This is a genomic window from Pseudodesulfovibrio senegalensis, assembly GCF_008830225.1.
GTDB lineage: Bacteria > Desulfobacterota > Desulfovibrionia > Desulfovibrionales > Desulfovibrionaceae > Pseudodesulfovibrio > Pseudodesulfovibrio senegalensis.
This window is the reverse complement of sequence record NZ_WAIE01000002.1, coordinates 368,285-393,298: the sequence shown is the minus strand read 5'-3', so window position 1 is coordinate 393,298 and position 25,014 is coordinate 368,285. Positions and strand designations below refer to the sequence as shown.

The following is a 25,014-nucleotide window of genomic DNA, read 5'->3' as shown; positions in this document are numbered from 1 at the left end:
CAACGGGCCGCAAGGCCCGTTTTTTTTGGACTTGAACGATCCGTGGGGCCACCGGCCCAAGCGGTGCAAACCTATTGACAGACAGGTGAAAGTATGGACAAAATGCGGTTTTCGCGGGTATTGATCAAGCTGAGCGGTGAAGCGCTCGCCGGTGAGCAGCAGTTCGGAATCGAACCTCAGGCCATCGGTCAGTTTTGCAAGGAAATCGCCGAGGTGGCGGCATCCGGAGTCCAGATCGCTCTGGTCATCGGCGGCGGCAATATCTTTCGGGGACTTTCTGCAAGCGCCAAGGGCATGGATCGCGCCCAGGCGGACTACATGGGCATGCTCGCCACGGTCATGAACGCACTGGCCGTGCAGGATGCGCTGGAAAACCATGGCTGCCAGACCCGCGTGATGACCGCCTTTGACATGAAGGAAGTCGCAGAGCCGTATATCCGCAGACGGGCCGTCCGCCACCTTGAAAAAGGGCGCGTGGTCATTTGTGCGGCGGGCACGGGCAACCCGTATTTCACCACGGACTCGGCCGCAGCCCTGAGAGCCCTGGAGCTCAAGTGCGAAGCCATTCTCAAGGCCACCAAGGTGGACGGCGTATACGACAAGGACCCCGTGAAGTTCGACGACGCCGTCAAGTACGACAAGGTCACCTTCATCGAGGTTCTGGAAAAACGTCTCGGGGTCATGGACTCCACGGCCATCTCCATGGCCAGGGACAACGACCTGCCGATCATCGTGTTCAACCTGTTCAAGGAAGGCAACATGCTCAAGGTCACCGGCGGCGAGAACATAGGAACGATCGTTCAAGGAGGAGACTAGAATGCAATCTGTTCTGAGTGACGGGAAAAAACGCATGGAAGGCGCGCTGGGCGCACAGGAAAAGGAATTTGCCAAGCTCCGCACCGGCCGGGCCAGCGCCTCGCTCGTGGACGGCATCGAAGTCGATTATTACGGCACGTCGACTCCCCTCAACCAGTTGGCCTCGGTTTCCGTGCCGGACTCCCGCACACTGACCATCCAGCCCTGGGACAAAGGCGCGTTCGGCAGCGTGGAAAAGGCCATTCAGAAATCCGACCTCGGCCTCAACCCGGTCAACGACGGCAAGATCATCCGTATCAGCATCCCGCCCCTGACCGAGGAACGCCGCAAGGAACTGGTCAAGGTGGCCAAAAAGTACACTGAAGACGCCAAGGTCGCGGTACGCAATGTCCGCCGCGACATGAACGAATCCCTCAAGAAAATGGAAAAAGACAAGGACATCACCGAGGACGACCTGCACAAGGGGCAGGACGACGTGCAGAAGCTGACCGACGATTTCGTCAAGCAGGCCGATGCAGCCCTTGAGGCCAAGGAAAAGGAAATCCTCGAAATCTGATGACCGCCACCACCGGAACAATCCCTGCGCACATTGCCGTCATCATGGACGGCAACGGACGCTGGGCCACGAAACGCGGGCTGCCAAGGACCAAAGGCCACAAGGCCGGGACCGAAGCGGCCCGCGCCATTGTCACGCACTGCCGTGAAATCGGCGTGCGCCACCTGACTCTGTACACCTTTTCCAAGGAGAACTGGGCGCGTCCCAAGGAAGAAGTGGGCACGCTCTTCGACCTGCTGACCTCGTTCCTGAAGAACGAACAGAAGCAGCTCCTTGAACAGGATATCCGGCTCAAAGTTCTGGGCGATGTGGACGGCCTGCCGCTTGCCGTGCGCACCGTGCTCAAACGAGTCATGGAAAAAACCGCAGGCTGCGCGGGCATGACCCTGAACCTGGCCCTGAACTACGGCGGACGCGATGAAATAGTCCGTGCCTGCCGACGTCTCGTGCAGCAGGGACTTGCCCCGGAACAGATTGACGAGCAGGCCCTGAGCCGGGAGCTGTTCACCGCAGGCCAGCCCGATCCGGATCTGGTCATCCGCACCAGCGGGGAAATCCGCATTTCCAACTATCTGCTTTTTCAGACCGCATATTCGGAATTTTATTTCACGGACGTGCTCTGGCCGGACTTCACACCGGACCATCTGGACGCGGCCATTGCCGATCTCAACTCTCGCCAGCGCCGATTCGGCAAGACCGGCCAGCAACTGGAACAAGACGATAAATAACCCCGAATGCAGTATGGTTGCCGGGGCCGCCCGAATGTTTTACTAAGAATCAAGTCAAGTAACATGCGGGGTTACCCGGTAAAGCACACAGGAATTATATGGACTTTTCCGCAAATCGGACGCGAGTGACAACCGGATTGCTGCTGGCTGTAGTGCCCCTGCTGGCCATTGCCATGCAGGGATGGACATTGTTCATCATTCTGACCCTGTTCTGTATCCTTGCCCAATGGGAGTTTCACGGTCTGTTCAAAACAGCCGGCCCGGGCCTGTTCCACAAGGTGTTGGCCGCCCTGTGCACGCTGCCCCTGCTGCTTTCCTTCAAGCTGGAAAGCAACACCTGGGTTCTGCTCTGCCTCATGGGCGGATTCTGGGCCGCGGGCATGGCCTTTCTCATCCGCTACAGCAGAAACCCTGAAACCACGGATTTCCGCACACCCATGATTTTCCTGTGCGGGCTGATATACATTCCCTTGAATTTCCATTTCTTCATGAATTTCAATCGGGCCGAACTGTTCCTCGTGCTTCTGGCCGCAGTGTTCACGGACACGGCCGCCTTTTACGTGGGCACAGCGATCGGCAAACGCAAGATATGGCCTTCGGTCAGCCCCAAGAAATCATGGGCAGGCAGTCTTGGCGGGCTCGCGGCCTGCATGCTCGTTACCACCATCATGGGCCTCTCCCTTGGCAACGGACCGGTATGGGCATGGCCTCTGCTGGGCGCGGCCCTGAACATTGCGGCACAAATGGGCGACTTCTTTGAATCCGCGCTCAAGCGCGCCCTTGCCGTCAAGGACTCGGGCAGCATACTGCCCGGCCACGGCGGTCTGCTGGACAGAGTGGACAGCCTGCTGCTGGTGGTGCCCGTTTACGCCCTGCTGCGCACCATCCACCCGTTTTTCGGGTAATCGCCAAAACATACACGGGAACTGTCGTGAAAACATATATTTCCCCCTGGCCCACTCCCGAAAACATGCCTGCGTGGCCCCGCGCGGTAGTCATACTCGGGTCCACCGGTTCCATAGGCACCAACGCGTTGGACGTGATCGGCCAGCATGAGTCCATGTTCCGCGTCACCGCCCTTGCCGGGGCCACCAACGCCACGCTGCTGGCAAAACAGGCCGCTCGTTTCCGTCCGCCCTATCTCGCGGTCATCTCCGACGAGGTGGCCCATGAACTGCAAACCCTGCTGCCTTCGGGCTACGCCCCGGAAATCCTCACCGGACCAACGGCATACGTGACCCTTGCGGAACTGGAACAGGCCGACCTGGTGCTCTCCACCATCGTGGGAGCCGCCGGGTTCCTGCCCACGCTGGCCGCGGCAAAGGCGGGCAAGGCCATAGCACTGGCCAACAAGGAATCTCTTGTGCTTGGCGGCCACCTGATCCGCGAGGCCTGTCAGGCATCCGGTGCCGTGATCCTGCCCGTGGACTCGGAACACAACGCACTCTTTCAGGGGCTCATGGGCCACAACGGCGACAGCGAGCTTAAGAAACTCATCCTCACGGCTTCGGGCGGACCGTTCCGGGGCAGGGACAGAAAATTTCTGGAAACAGTCACCCGTGATCAGGCGCTGGCCCACCCCAACTGGGACATGGGAGCCAAAATCTCCATTGATTCGTCCACGCTCATGAACAAGGGGCTGGAAATCATCGAAGCGTGTCACCTCTATGGTCTGCCCATGCAACAGGTTGACGTGGTGGTCCATCCGCAAAGCATCATCCATTCGCTGGTGGAATACGTGGACGGCTCGCAACTGGCGCATCTTGGCGTGCCGGACATGCGCATCCCCATTGCGCACTGCCTGTGCTTTCCCAGGCGCGTGCCTCTGGACATGCCCGGCCTGAACCTTGCCGACGTGGGCAACCTGACCTTTGAGCAGCCGGACATGCAGGCCTTTCCCTGCCTGCGTCTTGCACGGGAGGCGTTTGAATCCGGCCCTGCACACACCATCGCGCTCAACGCGGCCAACGAAGTGGCCGTGGAACTTTTCCTCAAGGAGCGTATCCGTTACATGGACATTCCGGCCATGATCGAACACGCTCTTGAATCCGTGGGCAACGAAAACGTTGCCTGCGCAGACAGTGTGCTGGCTCTGGACAGGGCCACACGAGAAAAAGCCATGACCCGGGCCTAGCCTTTTTTCGGGCAATGGTTATTATTCCGTAATGCGTGCGCTGCAATGCGCGCCAACGACCAACACGGAGCATACACTTGACGAGTATCATCGCAGTCATCGTCGTCCTTGGCGGCCTCATATTCTTTCATGAACTCGGACATTTCGTGGTTGCCCGGCTTTTGGGCATGGGTGTAAAAGCCTTCTCCCTCGGCTTCGGCCCCAGAATCTTCGGCTTCCGCTCAGGCAACACGGACTACCGTTTGTCGGCCTTTCCGCTGGGCGGATACGTGCAACTGGCCGGGGAATCCGGCGAACCTGAAGAGGATGACCTGTTTCCCGAAAACAAACTCTTCTCAGCACGTCCGCCATGGCAGCGCATGCTGGTGGTGGCGGCCGGTCCGGTATTCAACTTCCTGTTGGCCTTTCTCTGCTTCTGGGGCTTGCTGCTGGCCAACGGCGAAATGGTCATGGCGCCCACTGTGGGCGAAGTTGTTCAGGGTTCCCCGGCACAGACGGCCGGAATCCAGTCCGGCGACACCGTGCTGTCCATCAACGGCCTCAAGGTCACCTACTGGCGCGACATGGTGGAAGAAATCCGCAAGGAAGGCATCCGTCCGCTCCAGCTTGAAGTGGACCGCAACGGCACCACGGAACGATTCACCCTGACCGCGCGGCTGGAAAGCCACAAAAACCTGTTCGGCGAAGATGTGAAAATTCCCATCGTGGGGGTCAAGGCCTCGGGAGAGATGACCTCCATACCTGTGGAGGGTAGCGGGTTCGTTCCGGCCATGGAACAGACGTGGTACTCCATGAAAATGGTGGTCATGGGCTTTGTAAAGCTGGTTGAGCGCATTGTTCCGCTCGATACCATCGGCGGCCCCATCTTCCTGATGCAGGCCGTGCACGAGGGCACCAAGTCCGGCATCAACGAACTCATCTACCTGACCGCCATCATCAGCATCAACCTCGGCATCATCAACCTGCTGCCCATCCCTGTGCTGGACGGCGGGCACATCGTCTATTTCACGCTGGAAATGATCATGCGCCGCCCGGTCAGCGACCGTTGGCGCGCCCTTGCCACGCGCATCGGCATCATGTTCCTGCTCGCACTCATGACACTGGCCATATACAATGACATCCGCAGACTGCTCTCATGACGGCACAGGCCTGACACTGGCCCTCAACGGCTGCGAGGAACGCCTCCAATTCGTTCTCGGCAGCGAGTCCGGAACCCTGCTGGCTTCACGCCAGTGGACCGTACCGGGCCAGTCCGTCAGATTCCTTGTGCCGGGAATTGCCGAGACAATGGAGTCCCTCGGCCTGCCCATGAAGGACATCTCCCGCATTGCAGCGGTACGAGGACCGGGAAGCTTCACAGGGATGCGCCTTGTGCTTGCTGCGGCCATGGGGCTGGCCGCCGGGCACGCCACGCCCGTGGCCGGACTGGACTACCTGCCCCTGCTGGCGGCAGGTCCGGCCCCCCTGCTCGACGGTGTCGTGCACGTGCTGACCTACGCCCGCCGCGGTTTGGTGTACATGCAGAGCTTTGACGCCCCGCAGGCCCTGCCCCAAAGTGCTCCTCGCGCCCTGGGCATTGCCGAGGCCTGCGAAGCCGTGGCCGGCGGCGACCCGCTCGCCTGTTTGCTGGGCAGCGGACTGCGCAAGAACCCCGAACAAATCGCAGCGCTGACCGCCCACATGCCGGGACTGCGCATTCTGGACACACGCTGGGACAACCCCACACCGGAGGCCCTGTTGCGCGCGGCACAGAATGCCGAGGCCGTTCCCGGCGATATCGAGCCTCTCTACCTGCGAGCATCGGATGCCGAGGACAACCTGCCTCAGATAGCCGCCAAACGCGGTATGGACCCGAAACAGGCCCAAAAACGGCTGTACAAGTACTCCTGACCACCGCACGAAAAACGGCGGCCCCGAAAGACCGCCGTTCCAACGCGTTCGCACCCTGCCCGGCGCAACGCGGTTTCATTGTCACTGTTCATCAGGCCGTAAGGCGGTCCACGGTCTGGGATATCTGCCTGCCCAGAGGGGTCTTGCTGGAAATCTCGCGCTCCAGATTGGTGATGCCCTTGAGCACCGTGGAATGTCGGCGTCCCAATTTGTCGCCGATGGCCTTGAGGGAAAGGTCCGTGTGCTTGCGTGCCAGATAGAAGGCGGTATTACGTGCCAGCACAATCTGCCGCTTGCGACTTTTGGATACGAGCTGGTCTTCAGAAAGGTCGTAACTCTTGCAGACAAAATCAATGATATGCCGGAAATCCGGGGAGGCGTTGGCTGCTGCGTAATTCTCCAGCACGTCCCAGGCAAGGTCCATGGTAACAGCCCGATTGAGCAGCCGCGCCTTGAGCACAAGATTGTTCAGGCAGCTTTCCAGCTGGCGGATGTCCGTGGTGATGCGCTCGGCCAGCAGGTCGGAAACCTCCACGGGAACATCAACCTGCAGCTTGCGCGCCTTCTCCTGCACGATGAGCCGGCGGGTCTGCAGATCCGGGCGTTCTATGTTGGCCAGAAAACCGGAACAGAAGCGTGAAACCAACTGGCTGTCAATGCCGTTCAGTTCGCGGGGCAGATACGGGCTGGTCAGCACAACTCGGCAACCGCGTTCGCGAAGGGCGTTGAGCGTGCAAAGCAACTCGTTCTGCATCTTTTCCTTGCCCTGGAAGAAATGAATATCTTCCAGCAGGAGCACATCCACGGTTTCGCGGAACTGGGTCTTGAACTGGTTCATGCTGTTGGCGCGAATGGCCATGACCAGACGGTTGGCAAATTGTTCGGCGGACAGGCAGGCCACATTGATGTTCTTGCGATTGGCTTTTCGGGAAAGATCGCGCCCAATGGATTGCAGCAGATGCGTCTTGCCCAGTCCGGGGGCCGAACTCAGGAAAAGATGGTCTGAATGCATGCAGTCGGCACACAGGCTCTTGCTTGCGGCACACGCCAATTCATTGGAAGGCCCGACCACGAAATCATCAAAGGAAAAACGCCAATTGACCGTGGAGGCCTTGGGAACCTGCACGATGGGAAGCCCAGCCTGCCGGGGAGCGGCAGCCGGGGCGGGTTTTATTTTGGTTTTTCTGCGTACCGCCTGGGCAGGGCGATCACCGAGCACGGCAATATCGATTACGGGCTCCGTGGACAAAACTTGCCTGGCAGCATCGCAGATGGAAGAAAGCAGCCTGTCCCTGACCCAGTTGGCAACGAAATCGTTGGGGGCAGTAATCCGAATGCGGTTCCCGTCGACCACCCCTTTCAGGGGTTTGATCCACACGGTGAACATCGCAGGGTTCAGGCTCTTTTCAAGAGAGTTGAGTATTTGGTTCCAGGCAGTCGTCGTCATGCGTCAGTTTATTATGGAAACAGCATCCGCTCGACAACTTTCAATTTCGAGACCGAGACAAGACAGCCACCAACTTTTATTGACAGCCCAACGCCAATCCAACTACTTGATTTTAATCACTTAAACACGAAACCCTTATCCAGCAAGGCAAAAAAAGGAAAGGCATGAAACAGCCAAGTGACAAGGCTTCCCTGAGTGTCAAGAAAAAAAACAGACAAGATATACACAAACGATGAAATATTTTTCAACAGCCCTTAAATGTCATTATCATGAAATATCTCAAAATTCGGCCATATTTTTTATCACTCAACATCAACTTCTTGACAAAAAAATATTTCCACGAATTGAAAATCAACATCATCGACCGATAAAATACTGAATTTACTACGCTATGCTGAAAAAGACAGAATTCGAGTTCTTTTTTTTGAAAAGCAGCGAATACATATTGACATTCGATACCCCCCTGAATGCAAGGATTTTGCTCCATTGAATTTTGAACATGCTCCAATTCTCGGCATTACCAATGTTTTTGTATCCTTAACAAGAAAAAGGGACCGACTTTTTTCATCGGTCCCTTTTCATCTTTCCAGCAAACAATTCAGATGTGTTAAGCGCCCTGCTCCCTTGTGGGATATTTCCCGCACGCGAATTTCGGAGATTCCGGGCAATACCCCAACTGCTCGCACCGCGCACCGGCTGTTTCGAAAATGGCAGGCAGTTCCTTTTTGGCCAGTTCCAACATCTGCTGAGCCATGGCCCGCACTTCCCATTGAGCGCGCATACAGCAGCGAAGACTGAAAAAATGAAGCAGGCTGCGACAATTCATGGTCACAACGATCTTGGTTTCGGCCGCCTGAGGCAGAACAAAGCGCGCATCCTCATTGGCCTTGGACTTGCGGCCGTTGGCCACGAGAATATCGTGAAGGTCGCCGTAGGCAGCACCAACCTCTTCCATGAACCGTTCAAAACGCTTTTTTGCTTCGGGTATGCGGGCAATGGCCGGCGGAAGCACGTATTCCATGGAATCGGTGACATACCGCTGGCTCTGCTGGGAATAGGAAGCAATGCGATGGCGCACCAGCTGGTGTGAACAGGCCCGGGATATTCCTTCGATGGCATACGTGAAGCTGACGTGTTCGACAGGACTATCGTGTCCGGAATCCAAAACCTTGCGTACAAAATCGGCCTGCACTTCACGTTCGATCTCGCCATTGAGCAGACGCGGCCACATATCGGCCACGAAACCGGCATGGTAACACTGCCGGAACGCGGCATAGATCAGGGAAAGCGCATGTGGGGTCACGCTCAACAGATCCACCCTGAGTTCTTTTTCAGGCATTCCTTGCAACTCCGTATTTTACTGGGAAAACGGCAACCGTAGTCTCCAAAGGGGAGACCGCTGTCGTCGCTTCCGTGGTTACGACAAAAATTCTTGTATACTGTTTCCCGGACAAACCACAATCATGAGCAAACGCTGAGGTCGATCAGCGCCCTACCATGACACCTTTTCCATGACATCTTCAGCCATGTCCTCCACGGAACCCGACGCCTGCACAATGAAATGCAGCGCGGTCATGAATGCGGCCTGCCCGGCCTCGAGCCTTAGGGCACACTCACGCCAGAGCGAATCGGCATCCCCGGAAGGCGACCTGTCCTCCAGGCGTTCTGCCAGTTGGCGGGCATCAGCCATGAGGTAAAAGACTTTGCCCGCACCATGCACGAACGAAACGTTCTCAGGTTGTTCCAGTATGGCCGTGGGGACAACGATCACACGGTTGCCCTCGGCACAATCGCGCTGCAGCGCATCCATGTCCGCCGGCTGACACAGCTGGATGCCCATGCGGGCGGCCAATTCACGCCCAAGGGCGACACGGTTACTCCCGGGAAGTCCAACCAAAAGAATATTTCCGGTGTTGCTCCACATGTCCGCGAAGTCCTCGCGACGTTCTCCCTTGGCAAAGACCTTGGTCTTATCCGCTTCGGAAACTTCCTGTTTTCGTTTGATGAATTGCGTTTTTCCAGCCATTGCAGCCTTCCTTGCAGGTAAACGTGTCAATCGAGTCCCTCTGGTACGATGCCAAGCCGTGTTTCGCAAGCCCTCACAGATTTCGTCATCCGTGGCTGTAAAACAAACATGCGCATGATAATGTTGCAGAAAAACACCACCGTGATATACGTTTTATTAACGAAACAAACAGAACTCAAGGAGTCTTCATGAACAAAAAGTACATTTTCATCGGTGGCGGCGTGCTTGTGGTGGCAATCATCGGTTTCATCATCATGGCCATCCTGAATCTTGGATCGCTCATCAAGCTGGCCGTGGAGGAAGTCGGCCCCAAACTCACGCAGTCCGAAGTAAAACTTGACTCCGCTGACATATCATTCCTTTCCGGCTCCGGCGAACTGGACGGTCTGCTCGTGGGCAACCCCAAAGGTTACTCCGCGCCCAATGCCATCAAGGTGGGCAACATCCGCATGACCGTGGACAAGGGATCCCTGACCACGGACCGCATCATTATTCGTGAAATCGTGATACTCGCCCCGGAAATCACCTATGAAAAGAAAGGCAAGACCGACAACTTCAAGGCACTGATCGCCAACGTAAACAAAGCCATTGCCAGCGAAAAGAAACAGGAAAAAAGCAACGACTCCGGTTCCAAGGAAGAAGCAGGCTCCCAGAAAAAAGTACAGATCGACAACCTGATCATCAAGAACGGCAAGGTCAACCTTGCCGGTGGACTGCTCAAGACCTTCGGCGACAAAGGCATGGGCATCAACCTGCCCGACATCCACCTCAAGGACATCGGCAAGAAAAAGGATACCACCCCGGCTCAGGCGTTCGCTCTGGTGCTCAACGAAATGACCAAGGGCATCGGCTCTTCGGTCGGCAACGTTGCCAAGACCCTGCAGGACACCCTCAAGAAGGGGCTCGAATCCGGCGGCGGCGCAGTGGACAACGTCACCAAGGGCATCAAGAGCCTGTTCGGCGGCGACGAATAACAAACAACCTTCACAGTGCACTCATGAGGACCGTTCCCACCGGAGCGGTCCTCGTTTTTCCTGCAAGCCTTCCCCGACACGGGGCCCCGCTCCAGCCCAAACGGCAGGCTGTGGGAATCGGCTTTTTTGCAGCAGTCTGCCGGGAGCTTGCCCGCAGCGGTCTGATAACGTAACAATCCTCTGCATGAGTACCAGCGGAAAAAGCAGTGATTACCGGGCGGAAAAGGTCCTGTCCGGACCAAACCTCGCGGATATCCGTATTCATATTGACGGCAAAACACGTCACATGTGGGGCAGGCAAGGCATCCAACGCGAGCTGGACCTTGCCGGGACCGTACCGCGGAACGCCTTGCCCGTACTGCTCGGAGCAGGGCTGGGCGTATGCGCCAGACGCCTTGTGGAACAGGGATATGCCGTCATCGTGACCGACCACGATCCCAAAATACGGGAACTGGCCGACCTGCCCCAGACCGTGCAGCTGCTGGACGACCATGTGGACACGGTACGACATCAATTGCACGCGCTGGCGGAAAAGCTGGGAAAGCCTCTGTACCCCGTACGAATTCCCTTTTACCTGCGCCTGAATCCCGACTGGTATGGACGGCTGGCAAAGGAACTCGAATCCTGCGGACACGCCGACTTCTGGCAACGCATGGCCTATCCCCGCTTCCAATCGGCCAAACCGCGCATTCTGTTCATGGATGCGGACTATTTCCTGTCCGGTGAAATACTCACGGCCATGAAGGCCATGGATATCCCCCACGCGGTACTTCCGGTTCCCAGGCAGGGACAACCCGGCCCCAAGTACATGGAAACACTGTTGCATGCGGTCCTCGACTTCAAACCGGACTTCCTGCTCACGGTCAACCATTTCGGGCTGGACCGCCAAGGCAAAATCACGGACCTTCTCCAACGCATGAACCTGCCTCTGGCATCATGGTTCGTGGATAACCCGCACCTCATTCTCTACCGCTATGCGGGGCTGGACTCCCCCAACGTCGTACTCTTTACCTACGATTCCGGAAATATACAGGAGATGAAGAAACGCGGATTCCTTCATGTCCACCATCTTCCGCTTGCCACGGACCCGAAACGGTTCAGACCCGGTGCCGGAAAAGGCAAGGACAGCTGGCAGGCCGATATTTCCTTTGTGGGCAACTCCATGCTCTCGGCCGTGCAAAACGCTCTGTTGCAAACGGGGCTGCATGCAGACCTTGAGCAGCACTATCGAAAACTGGCCGAACAATTCGGACAATCCGACCAGACCTCTGTGGCCGCCTTTCTGGAAAAGACACGCCCGGACATGGCCCGGCAGCTGGAAACCAGCTGCTCCATGGAACAGCACTTGGCTGTGGAAAGCCTGATAACGTGGGAATCCACGCGCCAATACCGCCTTGCATGCGTAGAAAAGACCCTGCCGTTCGCACCGCTCATTGTGGGCGACGCAGGATGGAAAGAACAACTGGGAAACCCCAATGCGTGGCGGCATCTGGAACGGCTGGACTACTACAGGGATCTGCCGCGCTTCTACCCCCGCTCCACTGTCAACTTCAACTGCACCAGCCTGCAAATGAAGGGAGCCGTCAACCAACGCGTGTTTGACGTCCCGGCCTGCGGCGGATTCCTGATTACCGACCACAGGGAACAGCTGGAAGCCTTGTTCGAGCCCGGCACGGAATGCATCACGTACGACGATCAGGCGGCAATCCCGGAACTGATTCGGCAATACCTTTCGGACACGCCTGGACGCACCGCGGTGGTCCAGGCCGCCCGCGCCCGAATACTGGCCCGGCACACCTATGAACACCGCATGCAATCCCTGTGTGCGACCATGCGGCAAACCTTCGCCTGACCGCCCCCCTCCTGCCACGCGTCCACCCATAGCAGACCGCCCCCATATCTATATAATGATATGTCCGGCCCCGGAAGACCGCACACAGGATGATGGCATCAATTTCCGCTCCCCCTGTTCAGCCCGGCCCGCTACTATCGACCCTAACCATCCACAATCTATGGCTATTTTTCAGAAAAGCCGACCCAAAAGGCCCAGTGGTTCGCCAACCCACGTCCGACTTATCCAGCCCAAAAATAAAGATTTATCATTCACCCTAAAGTTTTCTGCACTCGTACCGATAAATTGAGCACAAGTAAGAGGAAAGTCGGTCATTGGATTTGACCGACAAAAGGCAAGGAAGCCGCAGAACACTTTCAAGGAGGAAAACCCCATGTCCATGGTTATTAACCACAACATGATGGCAATGAACGCCTCTCGTAACCTGGCCAACTCGTACAGCGCCCTTGGCGTTTCCACCAGGCGCCTGTCGTCGGGTCTTCGCGTCGGCACCGCTGCTGATGACGCCGCAGGCCTGGCCATTCGCGAACTCATGCGTTCCGACATCACGTCCCTGAACCAGGGTATCCGTAACGCGAACGACGGTATCTCGCTCATCCAGACTGCGGACGGCGCTCTCAGCGTCATCGATGAAAAGCTCATCCGCATGAAGGAACTGGCGACCCAGGCCGCGTCCGGTACCTACAACTCTGACCAGCGCCTGATCATCGACTCCGAATATCAGGCCATGGCTTCGGAAGTCACCCGAATCGCCAACTCCACGGACTTCAACGGCATTTACCTGCTCAACGGTAACCTGTCCGGTGAAAACTCTGCCCACAACGGTCACGGGCTGAACTCCACTGGTCCGCTGAAGGTCCACTTCGGTACCGGCAACGACTGCGCAGAAGACTACTACTACGTGGCCATCGGCACTTCCACCGCTTCCGCACTGGGCCTCGGCCATGACGCTGGCGCCAAGACCGGTTCCGGTGAAGAAGTGAACGCAGGTAAGACGATCTCCACCCAGGCTCTGGCTCAGGCCTCTCTGGATGCGATCAACAACGCCATCATTTCCAAGGACAAGATTCGTGCAAACCTCGGTTCCCTGCAGAACAGGCTCGAGAACACCGTGAGCGTGCTGCAGATTCAGGCCGAAAACATTCAGGCTGCGGAATCGCAGATTTCCGACGTCGACGTGGCAACCGAAATGACCGAATTCGTGCGCCAGCAGATTCTGACTCAGTCCGCAGTGAGCATGCTCTCCCAGGCGAACAGCCTGCCCAGGATGGCCATGTCTCTCATGGGCTAACATTGACGGAATCAAATCGATTCGTCGCAATGGCAGGCCGGGCAGCTATCAGGGCTGCCCGGCCCTTTGCTTAACTGGCATTTGACTTGCAACAAAACTGACGGAGAACAAAGGACGGCAAATATTTCCCAGAAGGATTCATCATGGCGACAGATTTAGTTTCCGGACAAATATCATTCGCAGGCCTCGGCAGCGGCACAGACTTCAACGCCCTCATTGAGGGGTTGATGAGTATTGAGCAGCGCCGCGTAACCTCGCTGGAAACATGGAAGGCCACATGGGAAGAAAAGGTTGAGGAGTTCAAGGACCTGAACAGCAAGATGCTCAGTCTGCGCTCAACCCTGAAAAACTACGATACCGTCAACGAATTTCTCGCAAAAAGCGTGAGCACGACCGACTCAAGCGTGCTCACGGCCTCCGCCGACGGCGATGCCGAGTCCGGCAACTATCAGGTAGAAATCGGCAGCCTGGCCTCAAACGATGTCTTCATCACCAGCTCCGGCGTCAGCGACTTGAACACCTCCGTGGTCACGGGCAACTCGAACTTCACGTTCTCTTATGGTGGCGAAAGCTATACAGTAAGCAACATTGCCGCCGGAACCACCCTTGCCGGGCTGGTCAACACCATCAACACAAATCCGGAATCGAGCAAACACATCAGGGCATCCACGATCTTTGACGGCACCAACTACCACCTGCAGCTCGCGGGGCGGGATCTTGGCGCCGACAACCAACTGGTCATTTCCAACACGGGATCCATACTGTTCGGGCCTTCGGACTTTCAGGAAACCCAGGATGCCAGCAACTCCCAGATGCGCATCAATGGATTTCCCTCCGCCGCGGGAGGGTGGCTGGAACGTGATACCAACACGATTACGGACGTGATTGACGGGTTGACTCTCAATCTCAAGGAAGCCTCGCCGGGTTCCACCGTCAAGGTGACCGTTGCCACGGACACGGAACAAATCAAGGAAAACATCCGCACCATCGTGGATGAAATCAACGAGGTTCGCCAAAAGATATTCGACATAACAGCCGTGGACGATTCCCAGGAAGAAGTCAAAGGCTCAATCCTCACCGGCAACTACGGAATACAGATCATCTCGCAAAAGCTGAACGACATCACCGCGCAAAAAGGCGTGGCTTTCGATTTCTATAACGACGAAACCGGTGAAGGCGATCTTTTCTCGGCTCTTTCGCAAGTTGGCATAACCACGGACGCAGAAAAAGGTTCTCCCACATACGGCCTGCTGATCATCAAGGAGGATTCCGACGATCCGTCCAAGAAGTTCATGACGCTGAACCATGCCCTGGACGAAGACCCGGATGCCGTGGCCCGGCTGTTTTCCGACAACCTGAGGGGCGAAAGCAAAAGTGCAGACCTTTCCTACATCGCGTCTGTGGACGGCATGACCTCGGCGGGTGTGCACGAAGTGGAAATCATCACCAGCGGAGCGGGAATATCCAGCGCCACCATTAATGGTGAAGCCGTGAGCATTTCCGCCGACGGGCTGACAATCACGGGGCAACAGGGCACCGAGGCCGCCGGTTTGCAGGTCCGGCTGACCAACTTCCAGCCCAACACGACCATCACCGGCGACATCAACCTCAAGGACGGCAAGGTCAACGAACTCATCGACGAATTGAGTGTCCTGACCAAGGAATACAATGAATTTACCGACGATGGCGGCCCGCTGAATGTGCTCATTCACAACTATGGCGACATCATGGATAGCATCGACAAAAAAATCCTCTTTGAGGAGAACCGTATCGCCAAGATGGAGTACAACTACAAGTTAAAATTCTCCAGACTTGACGCTACACTCAACAAATACAGCAACATACAAACACAACTGTCGAGCCAGATATCGCAGTTGCCGACATCATAGAGTCCGCAGGGAAGGAGCTGAACCATGTCCAATCCGGCAAAAGCCTATCTCACCACCCAGGTTGAAACCACAACCAAGGGCGAACTGCTGCTCATGCTTTACGAGGCGGCCATCAAATTCCTGAAACGAGCCAAGATCGAAATGGAAAAAAAGGATTACGCCCAAAAAGGCATCTACATTTCCAAAGCCATGGACGTCATCAGCGAACTGGCCAACAGCCTGAACAAGGAAAAAGGCGGCGAGATCACGACCAATCTCCACAGCCTGTACATGTTCTGCAACATTCATCTGGCCAAGGCCAACATAAAGATGAACCCCGACATGCTCGACGAGGTCATCAGGATTCTCGACGGTATTCGCTCGGCCTACGCGCAAGTTGTCCCGGCCATGGAAAAAGGCGTTGTCTCCCCGGGGGTCAAGGGCACCGAACAGCCTGCAACTCCGGCAGCTCAGGCAGCCCCCAAACCGGATATACAACCCAAGGCGTCCCCTCCGGTGCCGGAAATCCCAGACCCCGCACAAACGGCTGCGCCGGAAACAGAGACTGCCCACGAGCAAAAGGTCGAACCGGCAAAGGCCGCACCGACCAAAGGAGAGGCACCGGCAAGTGCCAAAGCTGTTGAGGACTCGGCCCCACAACAGCAGCCTGCGGCCGAACCAGCTTCGGCCCCGAAAGCCAAGCCGGCCGCCAAACCCGCACCGCCAAACCAGCCCATGGCACCCAAGCCCATGGTCAATCCCATGCGCCTGCGCGCAAACAACGCCTACGCCAACAATCGTTAATTCGGACGGCCGCTCTTCGGAGCGGCCGTTTTCCTTCATAGCAAACCGTTATATCAAGCAATTTACGTAGTGCCATTTACTTTGGCAACGGCATGTGTCACGTTTCGTTCATGTCCGCAAAACCAGTGCGCGTTCTGCATGCCGCCAAATCTCTGGGTTTGGGCGGTACGGAAAAGGTGATGCAGCAATTTGTCACCGGGCTGGACACTGCCCGGTTCGAAACCGCGGCGTTCGCCTTTGCCGACGGTCCTCGCGGCCCGCAAATCCGTGAACAGCATATCCAGACCTTCGTGAGTCAGGACTTTCTGGCCGTGCTCCAGCGATTTGAGCCGCACATCGTGCATGTCCACCGTGCAGGTTGGCCGGAAACCGACCTGCTCGGCCCGATCAAACGTGCCCGTATTCCCGTGGTGGTGGAAACCAACGTATTCGGCAGGCACGACCCCTCGCCCCTTGGCAGGATCATCGATCACCATCTTTTCGTTTCCCGTTTCTGCCTGGAACGATTTCACAAGACCACCGGAGTGGAACCGGACCCGACACGCTATTCATATCTGTACAATCCAGTGGATACGGACCTGTTCGCAGCCACGGCAAAACCACACGATTTTTCCGTACCGGCAGCAGGACGTATCTCAAGACCCGATCCCGGAAAATGGTCGCCGCTGGCCCTGGAATTCCTCCCATCGGTAATCAGGGAAATCCCGGATTTTCATTACCACGTCATCGGCGGCATCCCCGAGGCACAGGACTACGTGGAAAAAAACAGGCTGCAAAAGTACGTCACATTCCATGGCCCCGTGCATACGGACCCGGAACTGGCCGAATTTCTGGACAACGTGTCCCTGTTGACCCACGCCAACGACACCGGGGAATCATTCGGACTGGTCATCGCCGAGGCAATGGCCTGCGGCCTGCCCGTTGTCACGCACCCGTGTCAGGGCCTGCGAGACAACGCCCAACTCGAACTGGTGGACCATGGCGCTACCGGTCTGGTGGCGCGCAATGTCGAGGAATACGCCGCAGCCGTGCTCTGGCTGTTGCGACATCCGGAACAGGCCAGAGCCATGGGCAGGGCCGGACAGGAAAAAGCCGTCCGACTGTTCCGCATGCAGGACACGGCAGACAGGCTGGGCACGCTGTACCGGACGTTGCTTGAACGCAAGGGAATGATGCCATGAACCTGCTGAGTACCTACGCCAAGGAAGTGCTTTCCTTTCGCATGGACGGCGAACCCGAGCCTGCAGTTTCGACACCGTTGCCGCCCGAACGCCGGGAACAATGGATCACCCGCTGTCTGCAAACCCTGCAACAACGCCAATTGAACACGGTGCTCCTCTTCGGCATGGGGACGGGAGAGTTGGCCCAGAATCTGGCCCGCAAGGCCCCGCAACCAACCCGGTTGGTGGTCGTGGAACAGGTTCCTGCCACGGCGAGGGCGCTGGCTCCGGTCCTTTCACAGCATTGGGAAATCATGGCGGACTGTTCCATGTGGGCCTGCCTGTGCCTTGCCTCGCTCAGCGGCATAACCGCAGCAACGACCCATCTGTGCCTGAATCCGGAACTGCCGGCAGGCCCGCAGCGCACTGCCAACCAGACCCTGCAGCGGCTCATGACCCGCATCGGCCCTGAAACCATTTCCCGAACAGATATTCAATGTGATCTTTCAGCCGCAGCCATTCTGAGCCCGGATGAGCCGGAACTTGAAATCTTCTTTGGCCAATTCCCGAAATGGATTCGGGAACTCTGCGTGGTCTGGGATGCGCCGGAAGTGCCCGACATATCCATATCCTGCCCGGCCCGGCTCCGACAGGTGGCCCAGCCACTCACCGACTTTTCCTCACAGCGCAACCGCATGCTGTCCATGTGCTCGGGCAGCCATGTACTCTATCTGGACGGCGACGAAATGCTGCATCCCGGCCATTGGGACATGATTCCGGCCCTGTGCGCCCATGACAAGATCAACAGCGTATTCTTCCCGCGCCAGACCCTCTATCCGGACGAGGCCCACACCAAGATCGGCCTGGGCTTGTGGCCGGATCTGCAGTTGCGGCTCTTCCGGAATACCGGATCGGCACATTTCGAACGTCCCATTCATGAACGGCTGACGGGCGTGGACCGGGCCGTGGCCATTGCGCTGGACATGCCCATCCAACATCACAGCAGGCTGCGCAAAACCCAGCAGCAGCTGGAAGCCAAGCTGGCCCGGTTCGATGCGGCGGCCAACCGGGAAAACATGCACCTGCTCAACAGGGAATACCCGCAAATGCCCACGGCCCTGCTCAACGGCTTCGCGCAACCAAAGCAATGCCGCCTGCTTGTCCTGCCTGACGACGTGCACATCTGAAAGCCGTGAACGCACTTGCGGCAATTGCGCCATGCTTGATTCTCACGTACAAAGTGGGTAGGACCATTACTCCTTACAAACCGACTAGAAACAAGGACCCACGATGCGGATCACCTGCCCGGAATGCCAGTTTTCGCGCACCATAGACGAAACCAAGATACCTCCTCGCTCCGTTGTTGCCACCTGTCCGAAATGCAAAACAAAATTTCGCTTTCGCGCTGACCCGGAAGAAGATAATTTCGAACTGCACGAGTCCGGTGAAAACGAAACGGCCACAACGACGCCGGACACTCGGACAACGCAGGAATCGTCCACGGCTGAACAGAAACCGGCCATGCCGGAACTGCACGACCCTGCAGAAAAACCCGGGGATGAACTCTGGCGGAAAATCGGCGACATGCCTCCGCCGCCGGACTCGCAGGAACCGGAACGGCAATGGGCACAATCCGAAGAACAGCCCGAAGCGATGAACGGGGCTGCAGGCGACCACGACATGCCCATGATCGAGGTCCCCTTTGAACGCCTGGACAAATACGGTTTCTTCCCGGGCCTGTTCACCACCATCAAACGGGTGCTTTTTTCGCCGCGGCTGTTTTTTTCGGTTATGCCGCTGGGCCGAGGCTTTGCCCGTCCACTCCTCTTTGCCCTGATGATTCTGGTGCTGCACGACATTTTGCAGGCCGCATACCTCAAAACCGGCATCCTGCCGCCCGTGGGATTCGGCGGCGAACCGATCTCCGCGGCCGAGGCCAGTGAATTCAACCCATTTTCCCTGATCATGTTCTCCCCGTTCATGTGGATCACGGTCCTGTTTTTTTCCGCGGGGGTACACCACCTGCTGCTCACGGCCCTCAAGGCGGCGGGCGGCAAATTTGAAGCCACCTTCCGTGCTGCGGCTTATGCGACCGCACCCATCATGCTCGGCTACATTCCCGTTGCCAACGAGACTGTTTTCAAGGCCCAGATGATGATCATTTTCGCATGGAACATGGTCATCACGGTTGTGGGCTGGAAATGCCTGCACAAGACTTCGTATATGCGCGCCGGACTGGCCGCGGCCATTCCCATGGCCGTACTCATTCTGGCCATGCTCTCGTCCATGGTGACGAATTCGCCCACGGTCTGAGGTACCAAGGAGCTGCGATGCTCGGATGGATCGCTGAAAAATGGAAGTCGTGGCGGGCCTACCGCAAACTGATACATGAGGTTGACCCGCGCAACTTCCGGAAAATGGCTGCGGAAATCCATGAACTCGCGCAGCTGGCCGCACGGGTCTGCCCGCCCGGACAGGACCTGACCGAGCAGATAACCAACATCGACCGGGAAATGAAACGCCTTGAAAAAATGGCCATGCGGCCGGAATTCAAACGATTGTCCACGGGCAAACGGCTGTTGCTGCGCCAGGGCCTGGAGGAATCGCGCGAACAACTCCTGCACGCCATCGGCACAGCCCCCAGCGTCACCACCACACTGCAGTAATTCAACGCGGTACGTATTTTGCTTATGTTCATGGCATAGGCCCGATACCGTCGGAAGTCCGTCGGCACGAACGGGTGCGGAGCAACCCTAATCCCACAACGCCATGAAAAAACTTCTGTCTTTCATCTTCTTTGTATTCCTGGGTGCCTGCGCCCATGTGGACCCGTCCATCACGCAGAAAACCAAGGTCTACACGGACGCCCCCCTGCACAAGTCCAAAGTGGTCATGAGCGCCCAGCCGCGCGGCCGCCAGCTACAACCGCTCACAGCCCTGTTCCTGCCCTTCTACATGCAGGAGCCCACGCCCGACTATCAGTTGCTGGGCGACCAGATCGGCGGTCTTTTCTATGAAAACTGGCGAGCCAGGCAGATGTTCCCCATCTTCGAATTCGCCGCAGGTCAAACCTTCCGGGGCCGCAACAACGCCATCGCCATGGCGCGCAGCCGTGGCGCGGATCTCGTTGTGGTGGGCTTCGTACCCCACATGATCAGCGGCTCCAATCTCGGGGACACCGACATCTCCCTGCAAGTGAAAATCTACGAGACCCGAACCGGGGCACTCCTGTTCGACATGGCACAGGCCGGCCGCATCGAGTTCCGCGGATCGCGGGACTGGATCGTGGTATCCCATGAGCAACGCATGCCAAGCAGCCCGCTGTTCAAGCTGGTTCGATCAATGGCCGACGACATGGCTGTTCCCGTGCAATCATGGTTGCCCACGCCGGGTACGCCGCTTCCCTATGCCAACAACACCGAAGAAATCGTCAAAGGCATGACAAAAACCCAGCCGGGCACGCCTCCTCCGGGAAACACACAGGCAACAGGGCAAAGCAGGCAGACCGGAACGAATGCCGATGAAAAACCCCTGACCGACAGTTCCACCCTTGAGCGCGACCTCAAGGATGAAGCCACGGCCCAGCAGGGCGTGAGCCTGAACATCCTCTTCGACGTGGACAAAGATGTGATCCGTCCGACGTCCTACCCCCTGCTGGATTCGCTGGGACAGGCCCTGCTTTCTCCCGAACTCAAGGGAAAATCCGTCATGGTTGCGGGACACACCGACTCCGATGCCGATGCCCAGTACAACCTCAAACTTTCCAAACGTCGGGCCGAGGCCGTGAAGCGATATCTGGTGGCCAAATTCCAAATCGCTCCCGAACGCATCACAACGGTGGGCTATGGCAAATCCAACCCGGTGGCCCCCAACGACACTCCAAAAAACAAGCAGCGTAACCGCCGCGTGGAGGTCCGGGTGCTCAAATAGGAATCATTCTTGACAAATAACGACAAGGCCTTACCATCTGAACAGGCCTGAAAGGGAACGGAACCTCGGGTGCCGTTCCCTTTTTCGGCTTTCGAGTCACCGCCTTTTATGATACCCCATCATCACACTTTATAGCGAGGAACTACCCAATGATAGGCATTTCAAAATTGTATTGCGGTTCGGTCGAGCCGTCCGACGCCCTGCGGTATGGCCGCGAGTCCGGGCAGCTCCCTTCTCATCTTTTGCAATTCTCCAAAGACAAAAAGCCCGTTGTAGTCTGGAACATGACCCAGCGGTGCAACCTCAAGTGCGTGCACTGCTACGCGCAGGCCGTGGACCCCAGCGATCACAAGGATCCCATTTCCACGGACAAGGCCAAGGAAATCATCGACGACCTTGCCCAGTTCGGCGCTCCGGTCATGCTCTTTTCCGGCGGAGAACCGCTGGTTCGTGAAGACCTGACCGATCTGGCAAAATATGCCACCAGCAAAGGCATGCGCGCGGTCATTTCCACCAACGGCACGCTCATCACCAAGAAAAAGGCTGCAGAACTCAAGGAAGTGGGCCTTTCCTACGTGGGCATCTCTCTTGACGGCTCCGAAAAAGTCCATGACGACTTCCGTGGCGTAACCGGAGCCTACAAGCAGGCTCTCAAGGGCGTTGAAAACTGTATGGCCGAAGGCCTCAAGGTTGGCCTCCGCTTCACCATCAACAAACGCAACGCCGTGGAAATCCCGCACCTGTTCAAGGTGTTGGAAGACATGGAAGTGCCCCGCATCTGTTTCTACCATCTGGTCTATTCCGGACGCGGTTCCGAACTCATCAAGGAAGACCTTTCCCATCAGGAAACCCGCGACGTTGTCGACCTGATCATGGACAAGACCCGTGAGCTGTTCGACAAGGGCAAGCCCAAGGAAGTGCTCACGGTGGACAACCATGCGGATGGTCCCTACGTATACTACCGCATGCTCAAGGAAGATCCGGCACGCGCCGAACAGGTCAAGGAGCTGTTGCAATGGAACGAGGGCAACTCCTCGGGACGAGGCATTGGCTGTATTTCCTGGGACGGCAAAGTGCACGCAGACCAATTCATGCGCCACCACACCTTCGGCAACGTGCTGGAACGCCCGTTCTCCGAAATCTGGACCGACGAAAACATCGAGCTGCTGCACAAGATGAAGGATAAGCGTCCCCATGTGGGCGGCCGCTGTGCCAAGTGCCGCTTCCTGAATATCTGCGGCGGCAACTTCCGCGCCCGGGCCGAAGCCTACCACGGCGATTTCTGGGCCGAAGACCCGGCCTGCTACCTGACGGACGAAGAAATCACCGGCGAACCGCTGTAAACCGCACGGAGCGCATCATGTCCATGCTCGAATTCCATAGAGGCCGCCGACTGCGCATGTCCGCGACCCTGCGCGAAATGGTCCGGGAAACCGAAATCCGGCCTCAGGACCTGATCATGCCCTACTTCGTGGCCGAAACCGACGATGCGGATTTCCGCAAACCCATCGGTTCCATGCCCGGGCAATACCAGCTCTCGCTGGCACAACTGGAAAAACAGGTGGCCGAGGCCGTGAAAACCGGCCTGCGCAGCCTGATCCTGTTCGGCATCCCCGCGCAAAAGGACGAGGCGGGGTCGCAGGCCTACGATAAACAGGGCATCGTTCAGCAGGCAATCCGCATGCTCAAGGACAAATGGCCCGATCTGGTGGTCATCGCCGACACCTGCCTGTGCGAATACACCTCGCACGGGCATTGCGGCATGGTCAGCAAGGACGGCGAGGTCCTCAACGATCCGACCTTGAACCTGCTGTCCCAGACTGCCGTGGCCCAGGCCGAGGCCGGAGCCGACATCGTTGCTCCCTCGGACATGATGGACGGCCGCGTGGCCGCCATCCGCGAGGGACTGGACAACGCAGGCTACCAGAACACGCCCATCATGTCCTATGCGGTCAAGTACGCGTCCGCGTTCTACGGTCCGTTTCGCGAGGCCGCAGAAAGCGCGCCCCAGTTCGGCGACCGCAAAACCTACCAGATGGACCCGGCCAACGCGTTGGAAGGCATGCGCGAAGCAGCGGCCGATGTGGAAGAAGGCGCGGACATCCTCATGGTCAAGCCCGGCCTGCCCTATCTGGACATCATCCGCATGGTACGCGACAGCTTCGATACGCCCGTTGCCGCCTATCAGGTCAGCGGCGAATACAGCATGATCAAGGCCGCCGCGCAAAACGGCTGGATCGACGAACACAATGTGGTCATGGAATCCCTCATCGCCATCAAGCGGGCCGGGGCCGACATGATCCTGACATACTTTACCGAAGACGTCCTCAAGACGCTCAATGGATAGTCACATGACACATCAAGGACATCCCAAGGGCTGCCCCCCGGAAGGGCATCCCGGCAACCACCCCGGCGGCCATCCCCACGGCAAGACGCATCCCGGAGCCGAGGGGCCGCCCAGGAAGACTCTGGAAGACGGCAGCCCGATCTGCCGGCTCATCGCCTGGGAAGTGACGCGCTCCTGCAACCTGGCCTGCAAACACTGCCGGGCCGAGGCGCATCCGGAGCCGTACGAAGGAGAGCTGGACACGGCCCAGGCCAAGGCCCTCATCGACACGTTCCCGGACGTGGGCAGCCCGATCATCATTTTCACGGGCGGCGAGCCCATGCTGCGCGATGACGTGTACGAACTGATCGCCTACGCCAAGACCCGCGGTCTGCGCTGCGTGATGGCCCCCAACGGCACGCTCATCACCCCTGAAACAGCAAAAATGATGAAGGACGCGGGCGTTGAACGCTGCTCCATCTCCATCGACGCGCCCGAGGCCGAACAGCATGACGAATTCCGTGGGGAAAAGGGCGCCTTCGACGCTTCCATGCGCGGCATCCAGTACCTCAAGGACGCGGGCATCGAGTTCCAGATCAACACAACGGTGACCCGGAACAACCTGCACCTGTTCAAGGACATCTTCGACCTCTGCGAAAAAATCGGTGCTTCCGCATGGCACATCTTCCTGCTCGTGCCCACGGGCCGCGCAGAAGAACTGGGCGCGGAAATCATTTCCGCCGATGAATACGAAGACGTGCTCAACTGGTTCTACGACTTCCGCAAGACCACGGACATGCAGCTCAAGGCCACATGTGCCCCGCATTACCACCGCATCCTCAGGCAACGCGCCAAGGAAGACGGAATTACCGTCAATTTCGAGAACTTCGGACTGGACGCGGTCAGCCGCGGCTGCCTCGGCGGCGTGGGCTTCTGTTTCATTTCCCACCGCGGACAGGTGCAGCCCTGCGGCTACCTCGACCTGAATTGCGGCAACGTGCTGGAAACGCCGTTCCCGCAGATCTGGCGCAAATCCGAACAATTCCTGAACCTGCGCAATCCCGAAGCCTACGACGGCAAATGCGGACATTGCGAATACGAACGCGTTTGCGGCGGTTGCCGGGCCCGCGCCCATACCATGAACGGCAACTACCTGGGCGAAGAGCCCCTCTGCTCCTATACGCCCAAAAAGAAACCGCGCTCCTAGGGAAC

23 protein-coding genes are annotated in these 25,014 nt (G+C 57.6%); 20 read left to right on the top strand and 3 right to left on the bottom strand.

The annotated features are described in order from the left end of the window. The first annotated feature begins 93 nt into the window (after positions 1 to 93). The 7 genes from pyrH (at position 94) to tsaB (ending at position 6,124) form a co-directional block, all read left to right on the top strand. Complete coding sequence (gene pyrH / locus F8A88_RS08105; protein WP_151150616.1) at positions 94 to 816, top strand: UMP kinase; 723 nt, start codon at positions 94 to 96, stop codon at positions 814 to 816. Between the two features lies 1 nt (position 817). Then, entirely contained in the window at positions 818 to 1,372 is a 555-nt protein-coding gene (frr, locus tag F8A88_RS08100; RefSeq protein ID WP_151150615.1) for a ribosome recycling factor, read from the top strand. Then, positions 1,372 to 2,100, top strand: a complete 729-nt coding sequence (locus F8A88_RS08095; RefSeq protein ID WP_151150614.1) for an isoprenyl transferase — start codon at positions 1,372 to 1,374, stop codon at positions 2,098 to 2,100. The genes frr and F8A88_RS08095 overlap by 1 nt, the downstream gene beginning before the upstream one ends. A 125-nt stretch (positions 2,101 to 2,225) precedes the next feature. Beyond that, positions 2,226 to 3,005, top strand: coding sequence for a phosphatidate cytidylyltransferase (locus tag F8A88_RS08090; protein WP_241667389.1), 780 nt, complete (start codon positions 2,226 to 2,228; stop codon positions 3,003 to 3,005). 26 nt (positions 3,006 to 3,031) lie between these two features. Then, positions 3,032 to 4,234: a 1-deoxy-D-xylulose-5-phosphate reductoisomerase gene (locus F8A88_RS08085; RefSeq protein WP_151150612.1), complete on the top strand. Its 1,203-nt coding sequence runs from the start codon at positions 3,032 to 3,034 to the stop codon at positions 4,232 to 4,234. A gap of 77 nt (positions 4,235 to 4,311) precedes the next feature. Continuing rightward, on the top strand, positions 4,312 to 5,373 hold the full coding sequence (rseP, locus tag F8A88_RS08080) for an RIP metalloprotease RseP (RefSeq protein ID WP_151150611.1): 1,062 nt from the start codon (positions 4,312 to 4,314) through the stop codon (positions 5,371 to 5,373). Next, the gene (gene tsaB, locus F8A88_RS08075) at positions 5,348 to 6,124 is read left to right on the top strand and encodes a tRNA (adenosine(37)-N6)-threonylcarbamoyltransferase complex dimerization subunit type 1 TsaB (protein ID WP_151150610.1); all 777 of its coding nucleotides are present in this window, start codon (positions 5,348 to 5,350) and stop codon (positions 6,122 to 6,124) included. The genes rseP and tsaB overlap by 26 nt, the downstream gene beginning before the upstream one ends. A 91-nt stretch (positions 6,125 to 6,215) precedes the next feature. Here the strand turns inward: tsaB and dnaA are convergent, their stop codons facing one another. From dnaA to F8A88_RS08060, 3 genes are all read right to left on the bottom strand, one after another. After that, complete coding sequence (gene dnaA, locus F8A88_RS08070; protein WP_151150609.1) at positions 6,216 to 7,571, bottom strand: chromosomal replication initiator protein DnaA; 1,356 nt, start codon at positions 7,569 to 7,571, stop codon at positions 6,216 to 6,218. A 607-nt stretch (positions 7,572 to 8,178) separates the two neighbouring features. Beyond that, entirely contained in the window at positions 8,179 to 8,910 is a 732-nt protein-coding gene (gene thyX, locus F8A88_RS08065) for an FAD-dependent thymidylate synthase (protein WP_151150608.1), read from the bottom strand. 153 nt (positions 8,911 to 9,063) lie between these two features. Then, on the bottom strand, positions 9,064 to 9,597 hold the full coding sequence (locus F8A88_RS08060; RefSeq protein WP_151150607.1) for a shikimate kinase: 534 nt from the start codon (positions 9,595 to 9,597) through the stop codon (positions 9,064 to 9,066). A 188-nt stretch (positions 9,598 to 9,785) separates the two neighbouring features. Here F8A88_RS08060 and F8A88_RS08055 point away from each other — a divergent pair, with 188 nt between their 5' ends. The 13 genes from F8A88_RS08055 (at position 9,786) to ahbD (ending at position 25,009) form a co-directional block, all read left to right on the top strand. After that, positions 9,786 to 10,571: an AsmA family protein gene (locus F8A88_RS08055; RefSeq protein ID WP_151150606.1), complete on the top strand. Its 786-nt coding sequence runs from the start codon at positions 9,786 to 9,788 to the stop codon at positions 10,569 to 10,571. A gap of 184 nt (positions 10,572 to 10,755) precedes the next feature. Next, the gene (locus F8A88_RS08050; protein ID WP_151150605.1) at positions 10,756 to 12,423 is read left to right on the top strand and encodes a CgeB family protein; all 1,668 of its coding nucleotides are present in this window, start codon (positions 10,756 to 10,758) and stop codon (positions 12,421 to 12,423) included. Positions 12,424 to 12,796: 373 nt separating this feature from the next. Beyond that, entirely contained in the window at positions 12,797 to 13,714 is a 918-nt protein-coding gene (locus tag F8A88_RS08045; RefSeq protein WP_151150604.1) for a flagellin N-terminal helical domain-containing protein, read from the top strand. 143 nt (positions 13,715 to 13,857) lie between these two features. Continuing rightward, positions 13,858 to 15,603: a flagellar filament capping protein FliD gene (gene fliD, locus F8A88_RS08040; RefSeq protein WP_151150603.1), complete on the top strand. Its 1,746-nt coding sequence runs from the start codon at positions 13,858 to 13,860 to the stop codon at positions 15,601 to 15,603. 24 nt (positions 15,604 to 15,627) lie between these two features. Then, on the top strand, positions 15,628 to 16,386 hold the full coding sequence (gene fliS / locus F8A88_RS08035; protein ID WP_151150602.1) for a flagellar export chaperone FliS: 759 nt from the start codon (positions 15,628 to 15,630) through the stop codon (positions 16,384 to 16,386). 179 nt (positions 16,387 to 16,565) lie between these two features. Then, positions 16,566 to 17,567: a glycosyltransferase family 4 protein gene (locus F8A88_RS08030; RefSeq protein WP_338325286.1), complete on the top strand. Its 1,002-nt coding sequence runs from the start codon at positions 16,566 to 16,568 to the stop codon at positions 17,565 to 17,567. Then, positions 17,564 to 18,733 (top strand): glycosyltransferase family protein, encoded by a 1,170-nt coding sequence (locus F8A88_RS08025; protein ID WP_151150600.1) that lies wholly within the window; start codon positions 17,564 to 17,566, stop codon positions 18,731 to 18,733. The genes F8A88_RS08030 and F8A88_RS08025 overlap by 4 nt, the downstream gene beginning before the upstream one ends. Positions 18,734 to 18,836: 103 nt before the next feature. Next, positions 18,837 to 19,859 carry a YIP1 family protein gene (locus F8A88_RS08020; RefSeq protein ID WP_151150599.1) on the top strand — a complete coding sequence of 341 codons (1,023 nt, stop codon included), beginning with the start codon at positions 18,837 to 18,839 and terminating at the stop codon, positions 19,857 to 19,859. A 17-nt stretch (positions 19,860 to 19,876) separates the two neighbouring features. Next, the gene (locus F8A88_RS08015; RefSeq protein ID WP_151150598.1) at positions 19,877 to 20,212 is read left to right on the top strand and encodes a hypothetical protein; all 336 of its coding nucleotides are present in this window, start codon (positions 19,877 to 19,879) and stop codon (positions 20,210 to 20,212) included. A 103-nt stretch (positions 20,213 to 20,315) separates the two neighbouring features. After that, positions 20,316 to 21,476 carry an OmpA family protein gene (locus F8A88_RS16045; RefSeq protein WP_277752581.1) on the top strand — a complete coding sequence of 387 codons (1,161 nt, stop codon included), beginning with the start codon at positions 20,316 to 20,318 and terminating at the stop codon, positions 21,474 to 21,476. Positions 21,477 to 21,625: 149 nt separating this feature from the next. Further along, complete coding sequence (ahbC, locus tag F8A88_RS08005) at positions 21,626 to 22,819, top strand: 12,18-didecarboxysiroheme deacetylase (protein ID WP_151150597.1); 1,194 nt, start codon at positions 21,626 to 21,628, stop codon at positions 22,817 to 22,819. Positions 22,820 to 22,842: 23 nt separating this feature from the next. Then, complete coding sequence (gene hemB, locus F8A88_RS08000) at positions 22,843 to 23,823, top strand: porphobilinogen synthase (RefSeq protein ID WP_151150685.1); 981 nt, start codon at positions 22,843 to 22,845, stop codon at positions 23,821 to 23,823. Between the two features lie 4 nt (positions 23,824 to 23,827). After that, entirely contained in the window at positions 23,828 to 25,009 is a 1,182-nt protein-coding gene (ahbD, locus tag F8A88_RS07995; RefSeq protein WP_151150596.1) for a heme b synthase, read from the top strand. Positions 25,010 to 25,014 lie beyond the last annotated feature (5 nt).

Coding starts and splice junctions, on each gene's coding strand:
- pyrH (WP_151150616.1), top strand. CDS start 94: ATGGACAAAATGCGGTTTTCGCGGGTATTGATCAAGCTGAGCGGTGAA.
- frr (WP_151150615.1), top strand. CDS start 818: ATGCAATCTGTTCTGAGTGACGGGAAAAAACGCATGGAAGGCGCGCTG.
- F8A88_RS08095 (WP_151150614.1), top strand. CDS start 1,372: ATGACCGCCACCACCGGAACAATCCCTGCGCACATTGCCGTCATCATG.
- tsaB (WP_151150610.1), top strand. CDS start 5,348: ATGACATCCGCAGACTGCTCTCATGACGGCACAGGCCTGACACTGGCC.
- dnaA (WP_151150609.1), bottom strand. CDS start 7,571: ATGACGACGACTGCCTGGAACCAAATACTCAACTCTCTTGAAAAGAGC.
- thyX (WP_151150608.1), bottom strand. CDS start 8,910: ATGCCTGAAAAAGAACTCAGGGTGGATCTGTTGAGCGTGACCCCACAT.
- F8A88_RS08060 (WP_151150607.1), bottom strand. CDS start 9,597: ATGGCTGGAAAAACGCAATTCATCAAACGAAAACAGGAAGTTTCCGAA.
- F8A88_RS08055 (WP_151150606.1), top strand. CDS start 9,786: ATGAACAAAAAGTACATTTTCATCGGTGGCGGCGTGCTTGTGGTGGCA.
- F8A88_RS08050 (WP_151150605.1), top strand. CDS start 10,756: ATGAGTACCAGCGGAAAAAGCAGTGATTACCGGGCGGAAAAGGTCCTG.
- F8A88_RS08045 (WP_151150604.1), top strand. CDS start 12,797: ATGTCCATGGTTATTAACCACAACATGATGGCAATGAACGCCTCTCGT.
- fliD (WP_151150603.1), top strand. CDS start 13,858: ATGGCGACAGATTTAGTTTCCGGACAAATATCATTCGCAGGCCTCGGC.
- fliS (WP_151150602.1), top strand. CDS start 15,628: ATGTCCAATCCGGCAAAAGCCTATCTCACCACCCAGGTTGAAACCACA.
- F8A88_RS08030 (WP_338325286.1), top strand. CDS start 16,566: ATGCAGCAATTTGTCACCGGGCTGGACACTGCCCGGTTCGAAACCGCG.
- F8A88_RS08025 (WP_151150600.1), top strand. CDS start 17,564: ATGAACCTGCTGAGTACCTACGCCAAGGAAGTGCTTTCCTTTCGCATG.
- F8A88_RS08020 (WP_151150599.1), top strand. CDS start 18,837: ATGCGGATCACCTGCCCGGAATGCCAGTTTTCGCGCACCATAGACGAA.
- F8A88_RS08015 (WP_151150598.1), top strand. CDS start 19,877: ATGCTCGGATGGATCGCTGAAAAATGGAAGTCGTGGCGGGCCTACCGC.
- F8A88_RS16045 (WP_277752581.1), top strand. CDS start 20,316: ATGAAAAAACTTCTGTCTTTCATCTTCTTTGTATTCCTGGGTGCCTGC.
- ahbC (WP_151150597.1), top strand. CDS start 21,626: ATGATAGGCATTTCAAAATTGTATTGCGGTTCGGTCGAGCCGTCCGAC.
- hemB (WP_151150685.1), top strand. CDS start 22,843: ATGCTCGAATTCCATAGAGGCCGCCGACTGCGCATGTCCGCGACCCTG.
- ahbD (WP_151150596.1), top strand. CDS start 23,828: ATGACACATCAAGGACATCCCAAGGGCTGCCCCCCGGAAGGGCATCCC.